Source organism: Kocuria rhizosphaerae (assembly GCF_044462265.1).
GTDB classification, from domain to species: domain Bacteria; phylum Actinomycetota; class Actinomycetes; order Actinomycetales; family Micrococcaceae; genus Kocuria; species Kocuria rhizosphaerae.
On sequence record NZ_JBISWL010000146.1, the window covers coordinates 36,830 to 53,269 of the forward strand.

Annotated in this window: 17 protein-coding genes; 3 read left to right on the forward strand and 14 right to left on the reverse strand. The window is 74.6% G+C overall.

The window, feature by feature from the left end:
* Positions 1 to 35: 35 nt before the first annotated feature.
* Together infC and ACH9EU_RS17480 are read right to left on the reverse strand one after the other, a co-directional pair.
* Entirely contained in the window at positions 36 to 1,058 is a 1,023-nt protein-coding gene (gene infC / locus ACH9EU_RS17475; protein ID WP_396415176.1) for a translation initiation factor IF-3, read from the reverse strand.
* A gap of 270 nt (positions 1,059 to 1,328) precedes the next feature.
* Entirely contained in the window at positions 1,329 to 1,625 is a 297-nt protein-coding gene (locus tag ACH9EU_RS17480) for a DUF503 family protein (protein WP_396415203.1), read from the reverse strand.
* An 86-nt stretch (positions 1,626 to 1,711) separates the two neighbouring features.
* On the opposite strand from ACH9EU_RS17480, the gene ACH9EU_RS17485 reads away from it, so the two are divergent.
* Entirely contained in the window at positions 1,712 to 2,122 is a 411-nt protein-coding gene (locus ACH9EU_RS17485) for a DUF1844 domain-containing protein (protein WP_396415177.1), read from the forward strand.
* On the opposite strand, the gene ACH9EU_RS17490 is transcribed toward ACH9EU_RS17485, so the two are convergent.
* From ACH9EU_RS17490 to ACH9EU_RS17520, 7 genes are all read right to left on the reverse strand, one after another.
* Positions 2,103 to 2,990 carry an SseB family protein gene (locus tag ACH9EU_RS17490; protein ID WP_396415178.1) on the reverse strand — a complete coding sequence of 296 codons (888 nt, stop codon included), beginning with the start codon at positions 2,988 to 2,990 and terminating at the stop codon, positions 2,103 to 2,105. The genes ACH9EU_RS17485 and ACH9EU_RS17490 overlap by 20 nt on opposite strands.
* A gap of 23 nt (positions 2,991 to 3,013) precedes the next feature.
* Positions 3,014 to 3,766: a bifunctional 1-(5-phosphoribosyl)-5-((5-phosphoribosylamino)methylideneamino)imidazole-4-carboxamide isomerase/phosphoribosylanthranilate isomerase PriA gene (gene priA, locus ACH9EU_RS17495; RefSeq protein ID WP_396415179.1), complete on the reverse strand. Its 753-nt coding sequence runs from the start codon at positions 3,764 to 3,766 to the stop codon at positions 3,014 to 3,016.
* Between the two features lie 50 nt (positions 3,767 to 3,816).
* A complete protein-coding gene (locus ACH9EU_RS17500; RefSeq protein ID WP_396415180.1) occupies positions 3,817 to 3,978 on the reverse strand; it encodes a hypothetical protein in 162 nt (53 codons plus the stop codon).
* Complete coding sequence (gene hisH, locus ACH9EU_RS17505) at positions 3,975 to 4,769, reverse strand: imidazole glycerol phosphate synthase subunit HisH (protein ID WP_396415181.1); 795 nt, start codon at positions 4,767 to 4,769, stop codon at positions 3,975 to 3,977. Before hisH ends, ACH9EU_RS17500 begins: the two co-directional genes overlap by 4 nt.
* Positions 4,766 to 5,389, reverse strand: coding sequence for an imidazoleglycerol-phosphate dehydratase HisB (gene hisB / locus ACH9EU_RS17510; protein ID WP_396415182.1), 624 nt, complete (start codon positions 5,387 to 5,389; stop codon positions 4,766 to 4,768). The genes hisH and hisB overlap by 4 nt, the downstream gene beginning before the upstream one ends.
* Positions 5,390 to 5,561: 172 nt before the next feature.
* Positions 5,562 to 6,665 carry a histidinol-phosphate transaminase gene (locus tag ACH9EU_RS17515; protein ID WP_396415183.1) on the reverse strand — a complete coding sequence of 368 codons (1,104 nt, stop codon included), beginning with the start codon at positions 6,663 to 6,665 and terminating at the stop codon, positions 5,562 to 5,564.
* A 132-nt stretch (positions 6,666 to 6,797) separates the two neighbouring features.
* A complete protein-coding gene (locus ACH9EU_RS17520) occupies positions 6,798 to 7,223 on the reverse strand; it encodes a LysM peptidoglycan-binding domain-containing protein (RefSeq protein WP_396415184.1) in 426 nt (141 codons plus the stop codon).
* A 345-nt stretch (positions 7,224 to 7,568) separates the two neighbouring features.
* On the opposite strand from ACH9EU_RS17520, the gene lexA reads away from it, so the two are divergent.
* Complete coding sequence (lexA, locus tag ACH9EU_RS17525) at positions 7,569 to 8,315, forward strand: transcriptional repressor LexA (RefSeq protein ID WP_396415185.1); 747 nt, start codon at positions 7,569 to 7,571, stop codon at positions 8,313 to 8,315.
* A 30-nt stretch (positions 8,316 to 8,345) separates the two neighbouring features.
* Here the strand turns inward: lexA and ACH9EU_RS17530 are convergent, their stop codons facing one another.
* A complete protein-coding gene (locus tag ACH9EU_RS17530) occupies positions 8,346 to 10,421 on the reverse strand; it encodes a helicase C-terminal domain-containing protein (RefSeq protein ID WP_396415204.1) in 2,076 nt (691 codons plus the stop codon).
* Positions 10,422 to 10,449: 28 nt separating this feature from the next.
* On the reverse strand, positions 10,450 to 12,102 hold the full coding sequence (hflX, locus tag ACH9EU_RS17535) for a GTPase HflX (RefSeq protein WP_396415186.1): 1,653 nt from the start codon (positions 12,100 to 12,102) through the stop codon (positions 10,450 to 10,452).
* Positions 12,103 to 12,211: 109 nt separating this feature from the next.
* Here hflX and ACH9EU_RS17540 point away from each other — a divergent pair, with 109 nt between their 5' ends.
* The gene (locus ACH9EU_RS17540) at positions 12,212 to 12,874 is read left to right on the forward strand and encodes a methyltransferase (RefSeq protein WP_396415187.1); all 663 of its coding nucleotides are present in this window, start codon (positions 12,212 to 12,214) and stop codon (positions 12,872 to 12,874) included.
* A gap of 13 nt (positions 12,875 to 12,887) precedes the next feature.
* Here the strand turns inward: ACH9EU_RS17540 and dapF are convergent, their stop codons facing one another.
* From dapF to miaB, 3 genes are read right to left on the reverse strand one after another with little or no spacing between them, the layout of a single operon-like run.
* Positions 12,888 to 13,850 carry a diaminopimelate epimerase gene (gene dapF, locus ACH9EU_RS17545; protein ID WP_396415188.1) on the reverse strand — a complete coding sequence of 321 codons (963 nt, stop codon included), beginning with the start codon at positions 13,848 to 13,850 and terminating at the stop codon, positions 12,888 to 12,890.
* A 32-nt stretch (positions 13,851 to 13,882) separates the two neighbouring features.
* Entirely contained in the window at positions 13,883 to 14,791 is a 909-nt protein-coding gene (gene miaA / locus ACH9EU_RS17550) for a tRNA (adenosine(37)-N6)-dimethylallyltransferase MiaA (protein ID WP_396415189.1), read from the reverse strand.
* Positions 14,788 to 16,311 carry a tRNA (N6-isopentenyl adenosine(37)-C2)-methylthiotransferase MiaB gene (miaB, locus tag ACH9EU_RS17555; RefSeq protein ID WP_396415205.1) on the reverse strand — a complete coding sequence of 508 codons (1,524 nt, stop codon included), beginning with the start codon at positions 16,309 to 16,311 and terminating at the stop codon, positions 14,788 to 14,790. The genes miaA and miaB overlap by 4 nt, the downstream gene beginning before the upstream one ends.
* Positions 16,312 to 16,440 lie beyond the last annotated feature (129 nt).

A 16,440-nucleotide genomic window follows, 5' to 3' on the forward strand; every position in this document is an offset into this window, starting at 1 on the left:
GGCGCTGTCAGTTCTGCTGCCCGCTCGAGACGGGATCAGGCCTTGGCCGGGCCCGGCCGGGGGCCGGGGGCCGGGCGCGAGGCCGGCGGCTTCGGCGCAGGAGCGGCCTTCGGCTTCGGCACGGCCGGCCCCGCCGGAGCCGGCTGCTGCTCCGGTTCCGCCTTCGGCTTGGGCGCCGCCTTCGGCTCCGGCGCCGCTTTCGGCTCCGGCGCCGTCCGCTGCTCCGGTGCCGCCTGCGGCTCGGGGGCCGCCTGCTGCTCCGGCGCCGCCTGCTGCTCCGGTGCCGTCTGCTGCTCCGGTGCCGTCTGCTGCTCCGGTGCCGCCTGCTGCTCGCCCTGCGCGGCCCGCTCTCTCAGCTCGGCCGGGAACGCGTCCCCGATCGACTGGGTCACGGGCTCGGCGGAGGAGGTGTCGACCTTCTCCTTCGCCTTGCGCTCGTTCTCCGCACGAGCCTCGTCGCGCTGCTTCTGGCGGCGCGCCTCGGCCTTGGCCTCGGCCTTGTTCTTGAGCGGTCCCACGACCATCACCATGTTCCGGCCGTCGACCCGGGGGTTCGACTCCACGACGCCGACGTCGGCGACGTCGTTCGCGAAGCGCTGGAGCAGGCGGACGCCCATCTCCGGGCGCTGCTGCTCGCGGCCGCGGAACTGGATCATGGCCTTGACCTTGTCCCCCGCGCCCAGGAACCGCTTGGCGTGGCCGACCTTGGTCTCGTAGTCGTGCGTGTCGATCTTGAGCCGGAACCGGACCTCCTTGAGGACCGTGTTCGTCTGGTTCTTGCGCGACTCGCGGGCCTTGACCGCGGCCTCGTACTTGTACTTGCCGAAGTCCATGAGCTTGGCCACCGGCGGCTTGGCGTTGGGCGCCACCTCGACCAGATCGAGATCCGATTCGCGGGCCAGCCTCAGTGCGTCCTCGACGCGGACGATGCCGACCTGCTCGCCTGCGGGTCCGACGAGGCGGACTTCGGGGACTCGGATTCTGTCATTGATACGTGGATCGCTGATGCCGTGCTCCTGTGTTCTGCGTGATCTCCCGGAGGTTTCCGGGGACCTCATGGTCCGGACCTGTCCGCAACGACAAAGAGCCCCCGCTGCGGTCGGCAAGCGGAGGCTCGTCGTGCGGCACCCCGAGGGGCACCCCACTGCGTGACGGCTCGGGCGGACCCGGGAGCCGTCGTGCGGACGATGGTCGTCGCGAACCCGGCGGCCCCAGGGTCCGCACCCCGTGTGGGGCGAGGCGACCGTGGCCGGCGCGGGTGGGAGTCTCCTCCACTTGCACACTGCCGACGAGTCTAGCGCATCCCGGGCGCGGCGGGGAACCCGGGGTCAGTCGTCCCCGGTGCTGTGCAGGCCGCGACGGGCGGAGAGCAGTTCGATCTCCGGTCGGGTGGCCACGGACCGTTCGACCTCGTCGAGCACCTCCACGACGTAGGACGCCTCACCGGTGACCACGGACGCCCCGACGAGCGCCCGCCGGTGCAGGTCGAGATGGCCGACCTCCGCGACGCTCACCGGGAAGCGGCGGCGCAGCTCGGCCACGAGCGGGCGCACCACGGAGCGCTTGCCCTTCAGGGAGTGGACGTCCCCCAGCAGGACGTCGAACTCGATCCATCCGATCCACACAGCCACCCGCACCTCCCGCCGGACCACCCGGCCGGCCTTCCCTGCAGGATAGGCCTCGCGCACGGGGGGTGTGGCAGAGTTGCACCATGACTTCCGAGAACACGTTCCGCTACGACGACGACACCGCCCCGTCCGGCCAGGACATCCCGCAGGAGACGGTGAGCGCCGTCGACGAGCAGATGCGGGACATCGCGGAGGTCCCCGCCATCGAGGTCATCACGACCGCGGCCGTGCACCTGATGAGCGCGGCCGCCGTGAAGTGCGGTCTGGCCGCCGGCGAGGACGCGGACGAGCTCAAGGACCTCGACGAGGCCCGCAAGCTGATCACCGCGCTGGCCGGCTTCGTGACGGCCGCGGCCCCGGAGATCGGTTCTCAGCACGCCGCCCCGCTGCGCGACGGCCTGCGCACGCTCCAGCTGGCGTTCCGCGAGGCGTCCCTCTACCCGGACGCCCCGGGACAGGGGCCCGGCGAGAAGTTCACCGGCCCGGTCGGCTGAGCCGGTCCCGACCCGTCGCGGCGCCGCCGGCCGCCCCGGCTCCACCCGCCGTCGTGAGGCGCAGCTGCATCGAGTCCACGTCCTCGGCGAGAGACCGCTCGGTGCTCAGCCGGGCCTGGAAGCGGGCCACGACGTCGTCGAGCCGCGCGCGGTCGAGGCCGGGGCGCAGGGCGAGGACGACCGCGAGCTCCGGGCCGGCACCGCCGCCGGGAACCTCGGTGCCGTCGGCGTCGCGCACGGCCACGCCGCTGCCGGGGGCGGTCGCCGCCGAGACCACGCCGGGCAGGTCCGCGGCGCAGCGCCGGACGGCCTCCTGCACGGCGGGACTGCGGTAGGCCGGCGTCCACCCCCGCCCCTGGGCGAGGGCCCACAGGGCGGGACGGCGGACCACGAAGGGCAGCGCGCTCCCCGGGTCCAGCACGAGCTGCTGCGTGCCGTCCTTGACCGCCGCGAGCGCCGCCCGCCGGACGTCCGTGGCCACCGGACGTGCCGAGCCGTGCCAGGCCCCGAGTGCGTCCGTCGACGTGAAGACGGGCAGGACCGCCCGGCCGTCGGCCGCGCGCAGGGAGACGAGTGCCATGTCGGCCTCCTTGTCCGCGACGAACCCGGCATCGGTGACCGTCGACGAGGAGACCTGGGCGAGCACGGGCACGAAGACCCGCGTCCCCGCGAGGGCGGCGACCACAGCGGCCTCGTCCCCGGTCCCGGCGCGCAGGGCCGCCAGGGCCCGGACCACGGCGGGGACCGCGGCGCCGTCGTCGTCCGGGAACAGGTGGGTGTGGCTGGTGCCCTCCCCCAGGTTCCGCCCGGCCCAAGCCTGACCGCCGGTGTCCTCCGCGCCGCCCGCGCTCGCGAGCTGGGCGGCCACGTGCGGCGGGAGCTCCCGCCCCGTCACCGGGATCCCGGCCGGCCCGCCACGTCGAGCGCCTCGGGGAGGGTGAAGCGGCCGGCGTAGAGGGCCTTGCCCACGATGGCCCCCTCCACGCCCGAGGGCACGAGCGTGCGCAGGGCCGCGAGGTCCTCCAGGGACGAGATCCCGCCCGAGGCGACCACGGGCTTGTCGGTGCGCACCGCGACCTCCTTGAGCAGGTCCAGGTTGGGGCCCTTGAGGGTGCCGTCCTTGGTGACGTCGGTGACGACGTAGCGCGCGCACCCGTCGGCCTCGAGCCGGTCGAGGACCTCCCACAGGTCGCCGCCCTCCTGGGTCCAGCCGCGGGCCGCGAGCACGGTGCCGCGCACGTCCAGGCCCACGGCGATCACGTCCCCGTGCTCGGCGATGACCCGCCGCGTCCACTCCGGGTGCTCCAGGGCGGCCGTGCCGAGGTTGATCCGGGCCGGCTCCAGGGACAGCGCCCGCTCGAGCGAGGCGTCGTCGCGGATGCCGCCGGACATCTCGACCTTCAGGTCGAGCTCGCCGGCGACCCGGCGCAGCACGTCGATGTTGTCGCCGCGGCCGAAGGCGGCGTCCAGGTCCACGAGGTGGATCCACTCCGCGCCGGCCTCCTGCCAGGCCAGCGCCGCCTCGAGCGGGTCGCCGTAGCCGGTCTCGGAGCCGGCCTCGCCCTGGACCAGGCGCACGGCCTGTCCGTCCGCGACGTCGACGGCGGGCAGCAGCTGGAGGCGGGGGGTCTCGCTCAGGGGCATGGAATCTCTCATCTCGGGATCGGGATCGGGGTGGTGGTCGGGCGGAGGGGTCAGCGGGCCTGGAACCAGGAGTACCAGCCGTAGCCGACGAGCAGCGCGGCGATCAGGGCCAGGAGGCCGACCGTCCAGGCCGGCTTGTGCTGCCGCTGGAAGGAGATGGCGCCGCCGACGAAGAACGCGCCGAGCGCCATCAGGACGACGGCCGCGCTCACGCGCCGTCCTCGTCGTGGCCGAGCGTGGGCCGGCCGGCCAGGGTGTCCCCGTGCAGCGGGTCCCCGCTCTTGAGGTGGTCGAGCCGTCCGGTGCGCGGCAGGGTGGCCAGCCAGTTGCGCAGCAGCTGGATGCCGGCGTCGGAGGACTTCTCGGGGTGGAACTGCGTGGCGCACAGGGCGCCGTTCTCCACGGCGGCGACGAACCGCCCGCCGTGGTCGGACCAGGTGACCTGCGGGGGTTTCATCCTCCCGATGGACTGCGGGAAGTTCCACTCCTGCACCCCGTAGGAGTGCACGAAGTAGAAGCGCTCGTCCTCGATCCCGCGGAACAGCACCGTGTCCTCGGGCGGCTCCACGGTGTTCCAGCCCATGTGCGGCACGACGTCCGCCTTGAGCCGTTCGACGACGCCGGGCCACTCCGCCATGCCCGCGGTCTCCCGGCCGTGCTCGACGCCGGCCTCGAAGAGCACCTGCAGGCCCACGCAGATGCCGAGGACGGGACGTCCCCCGGCCAGGCGCCGGCCGATCAGGCGCAGTCCGTCCACGGAGCGCAGCCCGTCCATGACGGCGGCGAACGCGCCGACGCCGGGGACGACGAGCCCGTCGGCGTCGAGCACCGTCTGCGGGTCGGCGCTGAGGACCACGTCGGCGCCGGCCGCCTCGAGGGCGCGCACGGCCGAGCGGACGTTGCCCGCACCGTAGTCCAGGACGGTCACGGTCGGCCGGCCGGCCGGGCCGTCGCCGGGCCGCGCCGTGGCCTCCGGCACGCCGTCGTCGCGCCCCGCGCTCACAGGGCGCCCTTCGTGGACGGGATGCCGGTGACCCGGGGGTCGGGCTCCACGGCCTGCCGCAGGGCCCGGGCCAGCGCCTTGAACTGGGCCTCGGCGATGTGGTGCGGGTCCCGGCCCGCCAGGAGCGTCACGTGCAGGCAGATCCCCGCGTGGTGGGCGAGGGACTCGAGGACGTGCTGGACCATGGACCCGGTGAAGTGCCCGCCGATGAGGTGGTACTGCTGGCCCTCCGGCTCCCCGGTGTGCACGGCGTAGGGGCGCCCGGAGATGTCGACGACGGCGTTGGCGAGGGCCTCGTCCAGCGGCACGGTGGCCTCGCCGAAGCGGCGGATGCCCGCCTTGTCCCCGAGGGCCTGGCGCAGGGCGTCGCCGAGGACGATCGCGGTGTCCTCGACGGTGTGGTGGACGTCGATGTGCGTGTCGCCGGTCGCGCGGATCCGCATGTCGATCAGCGAGTGCTTCGACAGCGCGGTCAGCATGTGGTCGTAGAACGGCACCGAGGTCTCGATGTCGTTCGCGCCGGTGCCGTCCAGGTCGATCTCGACGGACACCGAGGACTCGCTCGTGCGCCGTTCGAGGGACGCGCGGCGGGGGGCGCGGACGGGGGTCTGGTCGGTCATGCGGGTGGAACTCCTCGCGGGCGCGGCGCGGCCGTCGGCGGGCCGCGGGTGGTCCGGACCGGGCCGCCCGGCAGGGGCGGCGCGTCGGCTCCGGTGGTGGTCTGGCTCCATGGTATCCGGGCCCGGCGGTGCGGGCCGCCCCGGGTGCCGGACGGTGCGGGCCGCTCCCGCCTCAGCCGGTGGCGACGACGCGCTCCATGGCGCTCAGGAACGCGGTGGTCTCCGCCTCGGTGCCCGCCGTGACCCGCAGGTGCCCCGGGATCCCGACGTCCCGCACGAGCACGCCGTCCTCGAGCAGCGCCTCCCACATGGCCCGGGAGTCGGCCATGCCGCCGAAGAACACGAAGTTGGAGTCCGAGGCGGCGGGCTTCAGGCCGAGGCGCAACAGACCGTCCACGATCCGGTCCCGCTGCCGTTTGATGTCCTCGACGTCGGCCAGCAGGGTCGCCGAGTGGCGCAGGGCCGCGAGCGCGGTCGCCTGGGTGACCGCGGAGAGGTGGTACGGCAGGCGCACGAGCCGCACCGCGTCGGCGACCTCGGGCGCGGCCGCGAAGTAGCCCAGGCGCGCTCCGGCGAGGGCGAAGGCCTTGCTCATGGTGCGGGAGACGACGAGGCGCGGCCGGCCCTCCAGCAGCGAGAGCGCGGTGGACGTGCCGCCGTGGGAGAACTCGGCGTAGGCCTCGTCCACGACCACGACCGTGCGGAACGGCTCCCCCGCCTCGTAGACGGCGGTGACGACGTCCGCCCCGAGGGCCGTGCCCGTGGGGTTGTTGGGCGAGCACAGGAACACGACGTCGGGGCGGTGGCGGCGGACCTGCTCGGCGGCCGACTCGGCGGAGAGGCCGAAGTCCGCGGCGCGCTCCCCCGCCACGAAGCCGGTGTGCGTGCCGGCGGCGAGCAACGGGTACATGGAGTAGGTGGGGACGAAGGTCAGCAGGTTCCGCCCGGGCCCGCCGAAGGCCTGGAGGATCTGCTGCAGGATCTCGTTGGACCCGTTGGCCGCCCACAGGTTCTCGGCGGTCAGTCCGTGGCCGAGGTACGCGGCGAGCTCCTCGCGCAGCACGGTGAACTCCCGGTCCGGGTAGCGGTTGAGGGTCCGGGCCGCGGCGGCGACCTCCTCGACGATCGCGGCGTGCACGTCCTGCGGGACCGGGTGGGTGTTCTCGTTGGTGTTCAGGGCCACGGCGACGTCGAGCTGCGGGGCGCCGTACGGCGTCCGGCCGCGCAGGTCGTCGCGGAGCGGGAGGGCGTTGAGTCGGTCCAGGTTCTGCGTCACCCGGACAGTTTAGTGCCCGAGTTCGGGTCCCGGCGCCGCACCGGCCGCCCGGAGTTCGCACCGGCCGCCCGGGGTTCGCGCCGGGGCCCGGGTCCGGCGTCCGGGCCCCCGCCCGGGGGCCGCGGAACGGGCTCAGACCGCGGGGACCTCGAGCTGCTGGCCGGCGACGAGGCGGGAGGTGCGCAGGTCGTTGAGCTCCACGATCTCGTCCACGACGTCCCGCGGGTCGCGGTCCGGCTCGGCCGCCAGCGCCAGCTCCCACAGGCTCTGACCCGGGAACACGGTGACGACCTCCGTTCCCGCGCCCGGAACGGGCCCGCTCGTGGCCGTGGCGGTGGACGGCACGAGGAAGACCACCGCGAGCACCACGAGGGCCGCGGAGCCGGCCAGCACGGGAAGGCCCAGCAGGACGAGGCGGCCGCGTCGGGTGAGCGTCAGCGGGGCACGCGGCGCCGGAGCCTCCGCGGCGGGGCGCAGGAGCAGGGCGGGCCGGCCCCGCGGCGGGCCGGCGGGGTGACGGTGCGGACGGACGGCGCCGAGGGTGGTGCTGGCACTCATGACTTGACCTCCTTGACGTTCCCGCACGAGGCGGACGATCTCGGACTCCGGGTCGCCCGGCCGGGATCGTGATCCGGCAGGCGTTCGAAGATGTGTTCGAATCGTGGAGTTCCATGTCTAGCACGGGTCTGCGAAGAATGTCGAGACCCGTTCGTACAAGTGTTTGAAGCCACCGGGGGTCTCGCCTAGGCTGGGAGCACGTCCGGGCCTCCGGCCGGCACGCTCCGGGCCATCCGGCGCCCTGGCGCTCCGGGAATCATGGAACCACCCGGGTCCGACATCGGAACCGGACCGGTGTGCGCCGACGGCGGCACCACCATCCGGACGGGAAAGGACGACGCTCCCATGGCCCAGCGCCCCACCCCCGAGGACCCCCGTCCGCGGCCCGTCCGCAGCAGCGGCCGCGGTCTCACCGTGCGCCAGCGGACGATCCTCGAGGCCATCCAGCGCTCCATCGCCGAGCACGGCTACCCGCCGTCGATGCGGGAGATCGGCGACCTCGTGGGCCTGGCCTCGCTCTCGAGCGTCACCCACCAGCTCTCCCGGCTGGAGCAGCTGGGCTACCTGCGCCGCGACCCCAAGCGGCCGCGGGCCATGGAGGTCCTGACCCCCCTGCGGCTGCACGACGCCGGGACCTCCGACGCCCCCGCCCAGGACGCCGCCGCCGCGCCCGCGGCCGGCGCACCGGGCCCCGTCGCCGAGCTGTCGACGTCCTCGGACGTCACGATGGTCCCGCTCGTGGGCCACATCGCGGCCGGCGGTCCCATCACGGCCGAGCAGGCGGTCGAGGACGTCCTGGCCCTGCCCCGCCAGCTGGTCGGGCACGGCGAGCTGTTCATGCTCCGGGTCAGGGGCGACTCCATGATCGACGCCGCCATCTGCGACGGCGACTGGGTCGTCGTGCGGCGGCAGAGCTCCGCCGAGAACGGCGACATCGTGGCGGCCCTGCTCGACGAGGAGGCGACCGTCAAGACGTTCCGCCAGCGCGACGGCCACACCTGGCTGCTCCCGCAGAACACCCGCTACGAGCCGATCCTCGGCGACCACGCCACGGTCATGGGCAAGGTCGTCTCGGTGCTGCGCAGCCTCTGACGCGGTCTCCGGCCGGACGCCGGGCCGGGGTCAGGCGCCGGCCAGCCGCTGCAGGGCCCCGAGCACGGTCGCCCGGTCCGTGGTGGTCCACAGGGGCGGCAGCGAAGCGCGCAGGAACCCGCCGTAGCGCGCCGTGGCGATCCGGGAGTCCAGGATCGCCACCACGCCGCGGTCCCCGCCCGAGCGGATGAGCCGCCCGGTGCCCTGCGCCAGGCGCACGGCCGCGTGCGTCGCCGAGACGGCCATGAAGCCGTTGCCCCCGGCACGCTCCGTGGCGCGGCTGCGGGCGGTCGCCAGGGGGTCGTCCGGCCGCGGGAACGGGATGCGGTCGATCATCACGAGCCGGCAGGAGTCCCCGGGCACGTCCACGCCCTGCCACAGGCTCATGGTCCCGAACAGGCTCGTGGCGGGCTCGTCCGTGAACTGCTGGACGAGCCCGGGGAGGGAGGAGTCCCCCTGGCAGAGGATCGGCAGGTCGGTGCGCTCCCGCAGCGCCTCGGCGGCCTCCTCGGCGGCGCGCCGGGACGAGAAGAGTCCCAGGGCGCCGCCCCGTGAGGCCTCGAGCAGCGCGAGCATCTCGTCCAGCTGGGCCCCGGTGGGCCGGCGGCCCGGCTTCTCGAGGTGCTCGGCCAGGTAGAGGATGCCCTGGCGCGGGTAGTCGAACGGGCTGCCGACGTCGACGCCCTCCCAGCGTGGAGCGCCCTCCCCGCGCAGGCCGAGCGCCCCGGCGGCGGAGTCGAAGGACGAGCCCACGGCCAGGGTCGCCGAGGTCAGCACGACGGTCCGGCCGTCGAACAGGCCCTCCCGGAGGGTCCCCGCGACCGACAGTGGCGCCACGTGCAGGGTCGCCGGGTCCGTCTCCGCCGCGGGCACGTACCCGCGGCCGGGCTCCCAGCCGCCCTGCCGGGAGATCCACAGCACCTCGCGCTGCTCCGGGGCGGCGAGGACCCGCTCGGCGAGCTCCAGCACGTCGCTGACCCGGGAACGGGCCATCTGGCGCCCGGCGTCCCCGTCCCGCTCCCCGCCGGAGCCTCCCGCACTCGCCTTGGACTCGGTCATGGCCGTGCGTGCGGCGTCGCGGACCTGCGCCACGGCGGCGGCCTGGGCGTCGTCGAGGCCGCGGTGGAGCAGCTCGGCGGGAGCCCCCGCCAGGGCGCCCTCGAGGTTCGCGGCCGCGGCGGTCAGAGGGTCGGGGGCGGCGCTCGTGTGCTTGCGCAGGGACGCGGCCGCCGCGCGCACCATCGCGGCCGAGAGCTGGCCGGTGACGGCCCCGGTCACCCGGTCCTGGAGCTCGTGGGCCTCGTCGATGACCACGACGTCGTGCTCGGGCAGCACGGTGATCCCCTCGAAGGCGTTGATCGCGAGCAGGGCGTGGTTGGTGATCACGATGTCGGCCTCCGCGGCCCGTTCCTTCGCGAGCTCCGCGAAGCAGTCCTCGAAGAAGGGGCAGCTGCGGCCCAGGCACTCCTTGGCGGTCACGGAGACCTGCCGCCAGGCGCGCTCACCGACCCCAGGCAGCACCTCGTCCCGGTCCCCGGTCCCCGTGGAGCGCGCCCACTCGCGCAGGCGCTGGACCTCCTGGCCGAGCCGGCCGGGGCTCCCGGAGGTCTCCGGCGCAGCGGCCCCCGGGTGCGGGGCCGCGTCCGGCGGCGCGAACAGCGCCCCGGGTTCGTCGTCGGACGGGTACCCGCCCTCGAGCTTGTGCCGGCACACGTAGTTGCTCCGGCCCTTGAGCAGGGCGACGTCGACCTCCCGCTCGAGCTCGCCCTCGAGGGCGGCCAGCAGCCGCGGGACGTCCCGGCCCACGATCTGCGACTGCAGCGCGAGGGTCGCGGTGGCCACGACCACCGGCTTGTCCGCGTGCTGGGCGTGCTCGACGAGCGGGGCGAGATAGGCCAGGGACTTCCCGGTCCCGGTCCCGGCCTGGACGAGCAGGTGCCGGCGGCGGTCCAGCGCCTCGGCGACCTTGGCGGTCATCAGCCGCTGGCCGTCCCGGACCTGACCGCCCATCGCGGTGACCGCGGTGTCCAGCAGGTTCAGCGCCTCCGCGGCGCCGGGGAGCGTCTCGGGGCGCACCCGGGCACCGTCCCGCCCGGCAGCGTCCACGGCGGCGTCCACGACGGCGGCCACGCCCTCAGGCGCTCTCGGCGCCGAAGCCGGGCGCGTTCTCGGGGGCGAACGGGGCCAGCTCCGCCGCGAGGTCCTCGCGGACCTTCACGAGCAGGTGCGTGCCCTCGGGGAGGTGCTCCGTGCGCAGGATCTCCGCGTCCCAGTCGTGCAGCCGGCTCACCACGTCCCCGCGCTGGTACGGGACGACCAGGTCCAGCACCGTCTCCGGGCGCGGGATCGACTCGCTGATGCGCTCCCGCAGCTGCCCGATGCCCTCCCCCGTGCGGGCGGAGACCACCACGACGTTGCGCTCGCGCTGCTTGATCCGCTCCACGACGAAGGGGTCGGCGGCGTCGGCCTTGTTCAGCACGATGATCTCGGGGATGTTCTGGGCGTCGATGTCCGCGAAGACCTGGCGCACCGCCCGGATCTGCCCCTCGGGGTCGGGGTGGGAGGCGTCCACCACGTGCAGGATGAGGTCCGCGTCGGCGACCTCCTCGAGGGTCGAGCGGAACGCCTCGACGAGCTGCGTGGGCAGGGAGCGGACGAAGCCGACCGTGTCCGAGAGGGTGTAGCCGATGCCGTCCGGCGTCTGTGCGCGGCGGACGGTGGGGTCCAGGGTCGCGAACAGCGCGTTCTCCACGAGCACGCCGGCGCCCGTCAGCCGGTTCAGCAGCGAGGACTTGCCGGCGTTGGTGTACCCGGCGATCGCCACGGACGGCACGGAGTTGCGGCGGCGGTTGAGCCGCTTCGTCTCGCGGGCCGGCTTCATGGCCGCGATCTCCCGGCGCAGCTTGGCCATCCGGGTGCGGATGCGGCGCCGGTCGAGCTCGATCTTGGTCTCGCCCGGGCCACGGGAGCCGATCCCCTCGCCCGCGGCGGCGCGACCGCCGGCCTGACGGGACAGGGACTCGCCCCACCCGCGCAGGCGCGGGAGCAGGTACTCGAGCTGGGCCAGCTCGACCTGGGCCTTGCCCTCCTTGGACTTGGCGTGCTGGGCGAAGATGTCCAGGATCAGCGCCGTGCGGTCGATGACCTTGACCTTCACGACGTCCTCGAGCCCGCGGCGCTGGGACGGGGCCAGCTCGGAGTCGACCACGACGGTGTCGGCGCCCGTGGCCGCCACGATGTCCCGCAGCTCCTTGGCCTTGCCCGAGCCCAGGTACGTGGCGGGGTCCGGCTTCGTCCGGCGCTGCACGATGCCGTCCAGCACCTCGGAGCCGGCGGTCTCGGCGAGCGCGGCGAGCTCCCGCAGGGAATTCTCCGCCTCCGCCAGGGTGCCCTCGGTCCACAGTCCGGCCAGGACCACGCGCTCGAGCCGCAGCTGCCGGTACTCGAGCTCGGTGACGTCCTCGAGCTCGGTGGACAGCCCGGCGACGCGGCGCAGGGCGCGGCGCTCCTCGAGGTCCTGCTGCTCGCCGTCGTGCACGGAGTGCTCGTCCTCGGCGTCGGCGATCTCCCGGGCCCGGCCGGTGAGCCGTCCCGCGTCCGCCGCGGTGTCGTGCGGGGCCGGCGCCGCGGCGCCGTCCCGGAGGGGTTCGCCGGCCGACTGCTCCCGGGCGCGCGCCCGGGACAGGACGCGCTCGACGACGTCCTCCAGCTCCTGCCGGCTCAGGCCGTTCCCGGCCTCCGCCGTCTCGGGGCGGGGCTCGGCAGGGGTCTCACGGGGATGCGTCATGGTTCCTTTCGCGGGCATGTGGTGCGCCCATTCTAGTCCGGGTGGCCGACACCCGGTCGGCCCGTCCCGGCGGCGGGCCGGCCGGTCCCGGTCGGTAGCATGAGGAGCTATGGCTTCGCGTTCCGAGACCCCCGACCCCGTGGCCGGCCCGGCGACCCCGAACCCGGGGACCGAGCACTACTTCTCCGAGGAGCCCACGGGGCCGGAGCAGCGTCGCACCGTGGCCGTCCTCCTGCGGGGACGGGAGGTGGCCCTCCAGACCTCCAACGGGGTCTTCAGCCCCCGTGGTCTGGACAGGGGAACGTCCGTGCTGCTGGAAAATGTTCCCGACCCCACCGGGGCGGAGCTGCTGGACCTCGGGTGCGGCTGGGGGCCGATCGCGCTGAGCATGGCCGGCGCCGCGCCCGGTGCCCGGGTCACGGCGGTGGACGTCAACGAGCGCTCCCTGGGCCTGACCCGGGACAACGCGGCGTCCCTGGGCCTGACCAACGTCGAGGTGCTCCTGCCCGAGCGGGTGCCCGCCGGCCGTCGCTTCGACACGATCTGGTCCAACCCGCCGATCAGGATCGGCAAGCAGCAGCTGCACGAGCTGCTCCTGCACTGGCTGCCCCGTCTGGCCCCGGGCGGGACGGCGTGGCTGGTCGTGCAGAAGAACCTGGGCGCCGACTCCCTGCAGAAGTGGCTGGGCGCGGCCCTCGGGGCCGAGTACGCGGTGTCGCGGCACGCGACCGACAAGGGCTTCCGGGTGCTGCGGGTCGGGCGGGGGTCCTGACCGGCCCTCCGGTTCAGGCGAAGGTGCCGTGGGCCACGATCACCGCGGGGCCCGCCAGCACGACGTGCTCCGCCCCGTCCGGGGCGGGGACGAAGGTCACGGAGACCACGCCCCCCGGCACCTGCACCAGCCACTGGTCGGGGGCGGTGACCCCGCCCCAGAACCGGGTCGCGGCCGCCGCCGCGCAGGCGCCCGTGCCGCAGGACTGGGTCTCGCCCACGCCGCGCTCGTGCACCCGCATCCGCACCCGGCCCACGCCGTCGTCGTCGCCGTCGGCCGGGACCACGAACTCGACGTTCGTGCCCTCCTCGGGGACCGGCCGGACGGTGGGGGCGGTGAACAGGTCGAGCTGGTCCAGCTTCTCCCCCTCGGCGAGCGCCACCACCGTGTGCGGGTTGCCCATGCCGATCGACAGCGCGGGTCGGGCCACCTTGAGCCCCCGGGCGGTCACCACGGCGTCCGATCCCCGCGAGCGTGCGGCCTCGCCGTCCAGGAAGGTCCACGGCCCCATGTCCACCGCGTAGCCGGCGTCGGTGCGGGCCACGGCCCTGACCCCGGCGCGGGTGCCGATGCGCAGCACCTCTCCCTCGGGAACCTCGGCGAGTCCCTCCTGGATCAGGTGGTGGACGAACACGCGGACGCCGTTGCCGCACATCTCGGCGACCGAGCCGTCGTTGTTGCGGTAGTCCATGAACCACTCGGCGTCCGGGGCCCCGGCCAGCAGATCGCGTCCCTCCGGCAGCGCCTCCGAGCGCACTGCCCGGATCAGCCCGTCGCCGCCGATGCCGCGGTGGCGGTCGCAGGCGAGCGCCACGAGCTCGGGGTCGAGCTCCAGCTCGCCCTGCGGGTCGGTCAGCAGCACGAAGTCGTTGCCGGTGCCGTGGCCCTTCGAGAAGCGGCGGCCCCGCAGTCCGCCCCAGGGGGACGGGGTGTCGTCGGAAGCGGTCAGGGGGGTCCGGGGCTGGGCGGAGGTCACCCCGACATGATACCCGGCGCGGCGCGGGGGGCTCAGGCCCGGGTCCGCGCCACGGTCGCCAGCGCGTGCTCCACGAACCCGGGTCCGGCGGCGTCCAGCCAGTGCACGCGCGGATCCGCCCGGAACCACGTCAGCTGACGCCGCGCGAACTGCCGGGTGGCCACCACGGTCGCCGCGGTCGCCTCGGCCACCGTGGCGCGCCCGTCCAGGACGTCCAGGAACTGGCCGTAGCCCAGCGCGCGCGACGCGGTGCGTCCCGCGCGCAGCCCTCGGCGGGCGAGCTCGCGCACCTCGTCCTCGAGCCCGGCCGCGACCATGGCGTCGACCCGCCGGGCCAGCCGGGAGTGCAGCTGCGCCCGGTCGAGGTCCAGCCCGAGCTGCACGGTCGGCCCCACGTACTCCCGGCGGGGCATGAACGAGGTGAAGGGGCGTCCGGTCAGCTCCCACACCTCGAGGGCGCGCACCACGCGCCGGTCGTCCCTCAGCCGGTCCGCGGACTCCGGGTCCACCTGCCGCAACCGCTCCCGCAGGGCTCCGGGTCCCTGCGCGGCGAGCTCCTGCTCGATCCGGGCCCGGACCGCGGGATCCGTGCCGGGCAGCTCCAGGACGTCCAGGGCGGCCCGCACGTAGAGCCCGGAGCCGCCCACGAGCACGGGCACCCGCCCGCGGGCGCGGATCTCGGCGAAGCAGTCGCGGGCCCGGCGCTGGTAGTCCGCCACCGAGGCCTCCTGGGTGACCTCCAGGACGTCGAGCAGGTGGTGCGGCACCCCGCGCCGCTCCTCGGCCGTGGCCTTGGCGGTGCCGATGTCCATGCCGCGGTAGAACTGCATGGAGTCGGCGTTGACCACCTCCCCGCCGAGGCGCAGCGCCAGCTCGACGCCCAGGGCCGTCTTGCCGGTGCCGGTGGGCCCGACGACGGCGACGACCGGCCGGTCGCTCACCGCGGGGGCAGCCCGGGCATGCCCAGGACGACGGGCCCCGGGACGGAGCCGCCCGTCGCGGCGGGCGCACCGCAGGACTCCGCCTGCCGGCGGTCCCAGGCGTCCCCGGCCCGGGAACGGCGCAGCGCGTAGTCCTGGGGGCCTCGCGGGTCGGCCACGAGGTGGTAGGCGGCGGCGTCGGTGACCGTCACGGTCACGAAGTCGCCGGGCCGCGGGGCCGGTGCTCCCCCGGGGACGGAGAAGTGGACGAGCCGCTGGTCCCGGGCGCGGCCGGAGAGCCGGTGGGTGGTGCCGGACTTCCGGCCGGCCTCCGCGGTGACGAGCAGCTCCACCTGCCGGCCGACGATCCGGCGGTTCTCCTCGGCGGAGATCCTGTCCTGCAGGGCCACGAGCCGCTCGAAGCGCTCCTGCACCACGGCCTTGGGCACCTGCTCGTCCATCTCGGCCGCCGGGGTGCCGGGGCGGATGGAGTACTGGAAGGTGAACGCGGAGGAGAAGCGGGAGGCCTCGACGACGTCCAGGGTCGCCCGGAAGTCCTCCTCCGTCTCCCCGGGGAAGCCCACGATGATGTCGGTGGTGATGGCGGCCTCCGGGATGCGCTCGCGGACCTTCTCGAGGATCCCCAGGAACTTCTTCGCGCGGTAGGAGCGCCGCATCTGTTGGAGGACGCGGTCCGAGCCGGACTGCAGCGGCATGTGCAGCTGGGGCATGGCGTTGGGCGTCTCGGCCATGGCCTCGATCACGTCGTCGGTGAACGCGGCGGGGTGGGGGCTCGTGAAGCGCACGCGCTCGAGGCCCTCGATGGCCCCGCACGCGCGCAGCAGCTTCGCGAAGGCTCCGCGGTCCCCGAACTCCACGCCGTAGGAGTTGACGTTCTGCCCGAGCAGCGTCACCTCCACGGCGCCGTCGTCGACGAGCGCCTGCACCTCCGCCAGCACGTCACCGGGCCGGCGGTCCTTCTCCTTGCCCCGCAGGGACGGGACGATGCAGAAGGTGCACGTGTTGTTGCAGCCCACGGAGATCGAGACCCACCCCGAGGAGGCGCTGTCCCGCTTGGTGGGCAGCGTCGAGGGGAACACCTCGAGGGCGTCGAGGATCTCCAGCTGCGCCTCGGCGTTGTGCCGGGACCGCTCGAGCAGGGCGGGCAGGGACCCGATGTTGTGGGTGCCGTAGACGACGTCGACCCACGGCGCCTTCTCGAGGATCGTGTCCTGGTCCTTCTGGGCCAGGCACCCGCCCACGGCGATCTGCAGGTCCCGGTTGCGCTTCTTGGCGGGCACGAGCTGGCCGAGGTTGCCGTACAGCTTGTTGTCCGCGTTCTCGCGCACGGCGCACGTGTTGAACACCACGAGGTCAGGTTCCCCGCCCTCGGCGGGGACCCAGCCGGCCGCCTCGAGCAGGCCACTGATCCGCTCGGAGTCGTGCACGTTCATCTGGCAGCCGAACGTGCGCACCTCGTAGGACCGAGGGGCGGCGGACGGCGCGGACGGGTGCGGGGAAAGGGCTGCGGGGCTCGACATCACCGGACGATTGTACGGGGCGGGGCGGGGCCCCGTCCCGTTCGCGTCGCCGCGGGACAGGCGTCCGGCCCGGAGCCCGGGGACGGAGAGCCGGCCCCGGTGCGGGGCGCGGCCGACGACGCGCACCGG

Excerpts from the sequence above, each read along its gene's own strand:
- infC (WP_396415176.1), bottom strand. The coding sequence starts at position 1,058 with ATGAGGTCCCCGGAAACCTCCGGGAGATCACGCAGAACACAGGAGCAC.
- ACH9EU_RS17485 (WP_396415177.1), top strand. The coding sequence starts at position 1,712 with ATGACTTCCGAGAACACGTTCCGCTACGACGACGACACCGCCCCGTCC.
- priA (WP_396415179.1), bottom strand. The coding sequence starts at position 3,766 with ATGCCCCTGAGCGAGACCCCCCGCCTCCAGCTGCTGCCCGCCGTCGAC.
- hisB (WP_396415182.1), bottom strand. The coding sequence starts at position 5,389 with ATGACCGACCAGACCCCCGTCCGCGCCCCCCGCCGCGCGTCCCTCGAA.
- ACH9EU_RS17520 (WP_396415184.1), bottom strand. The coding sequence starts at position 7,223 with ATGAGTGCCAGCACCACCCTCGGCGCCGTCCGTCCGCACCGTCACCCC.
- lexA (WP_396415185.1), top strand. The coding sequence starts at position 7,569 with ATGGCCCAGCGCCCCACCCCCGAGGACCCCCGTCCGCGGCCCGTCCGC.
- hflX (WP_396415186.1), bottom strand. The coding sequence starts at position 12,102 with ATGACGCATCCCCGTGAGACCCCTGCCGAGCCCCGCCCCGAGACGGCG.
- ACH9EU_RS17540 (WP_396415187.1), top strand. The coding sequence starts at position 12,212 with ATGGCTTCGCGTTCCGAGACCCCCGACCCCGTGGCCGGCCCGGCGACC.
- miaB (WP_396415205.1), bottom strand. The coding sequence starts at position 16,311 with ATGTCGAGCCCCGCAGCCCTTTCCCCGCACCCGTCCGCGCCGTCCGCC.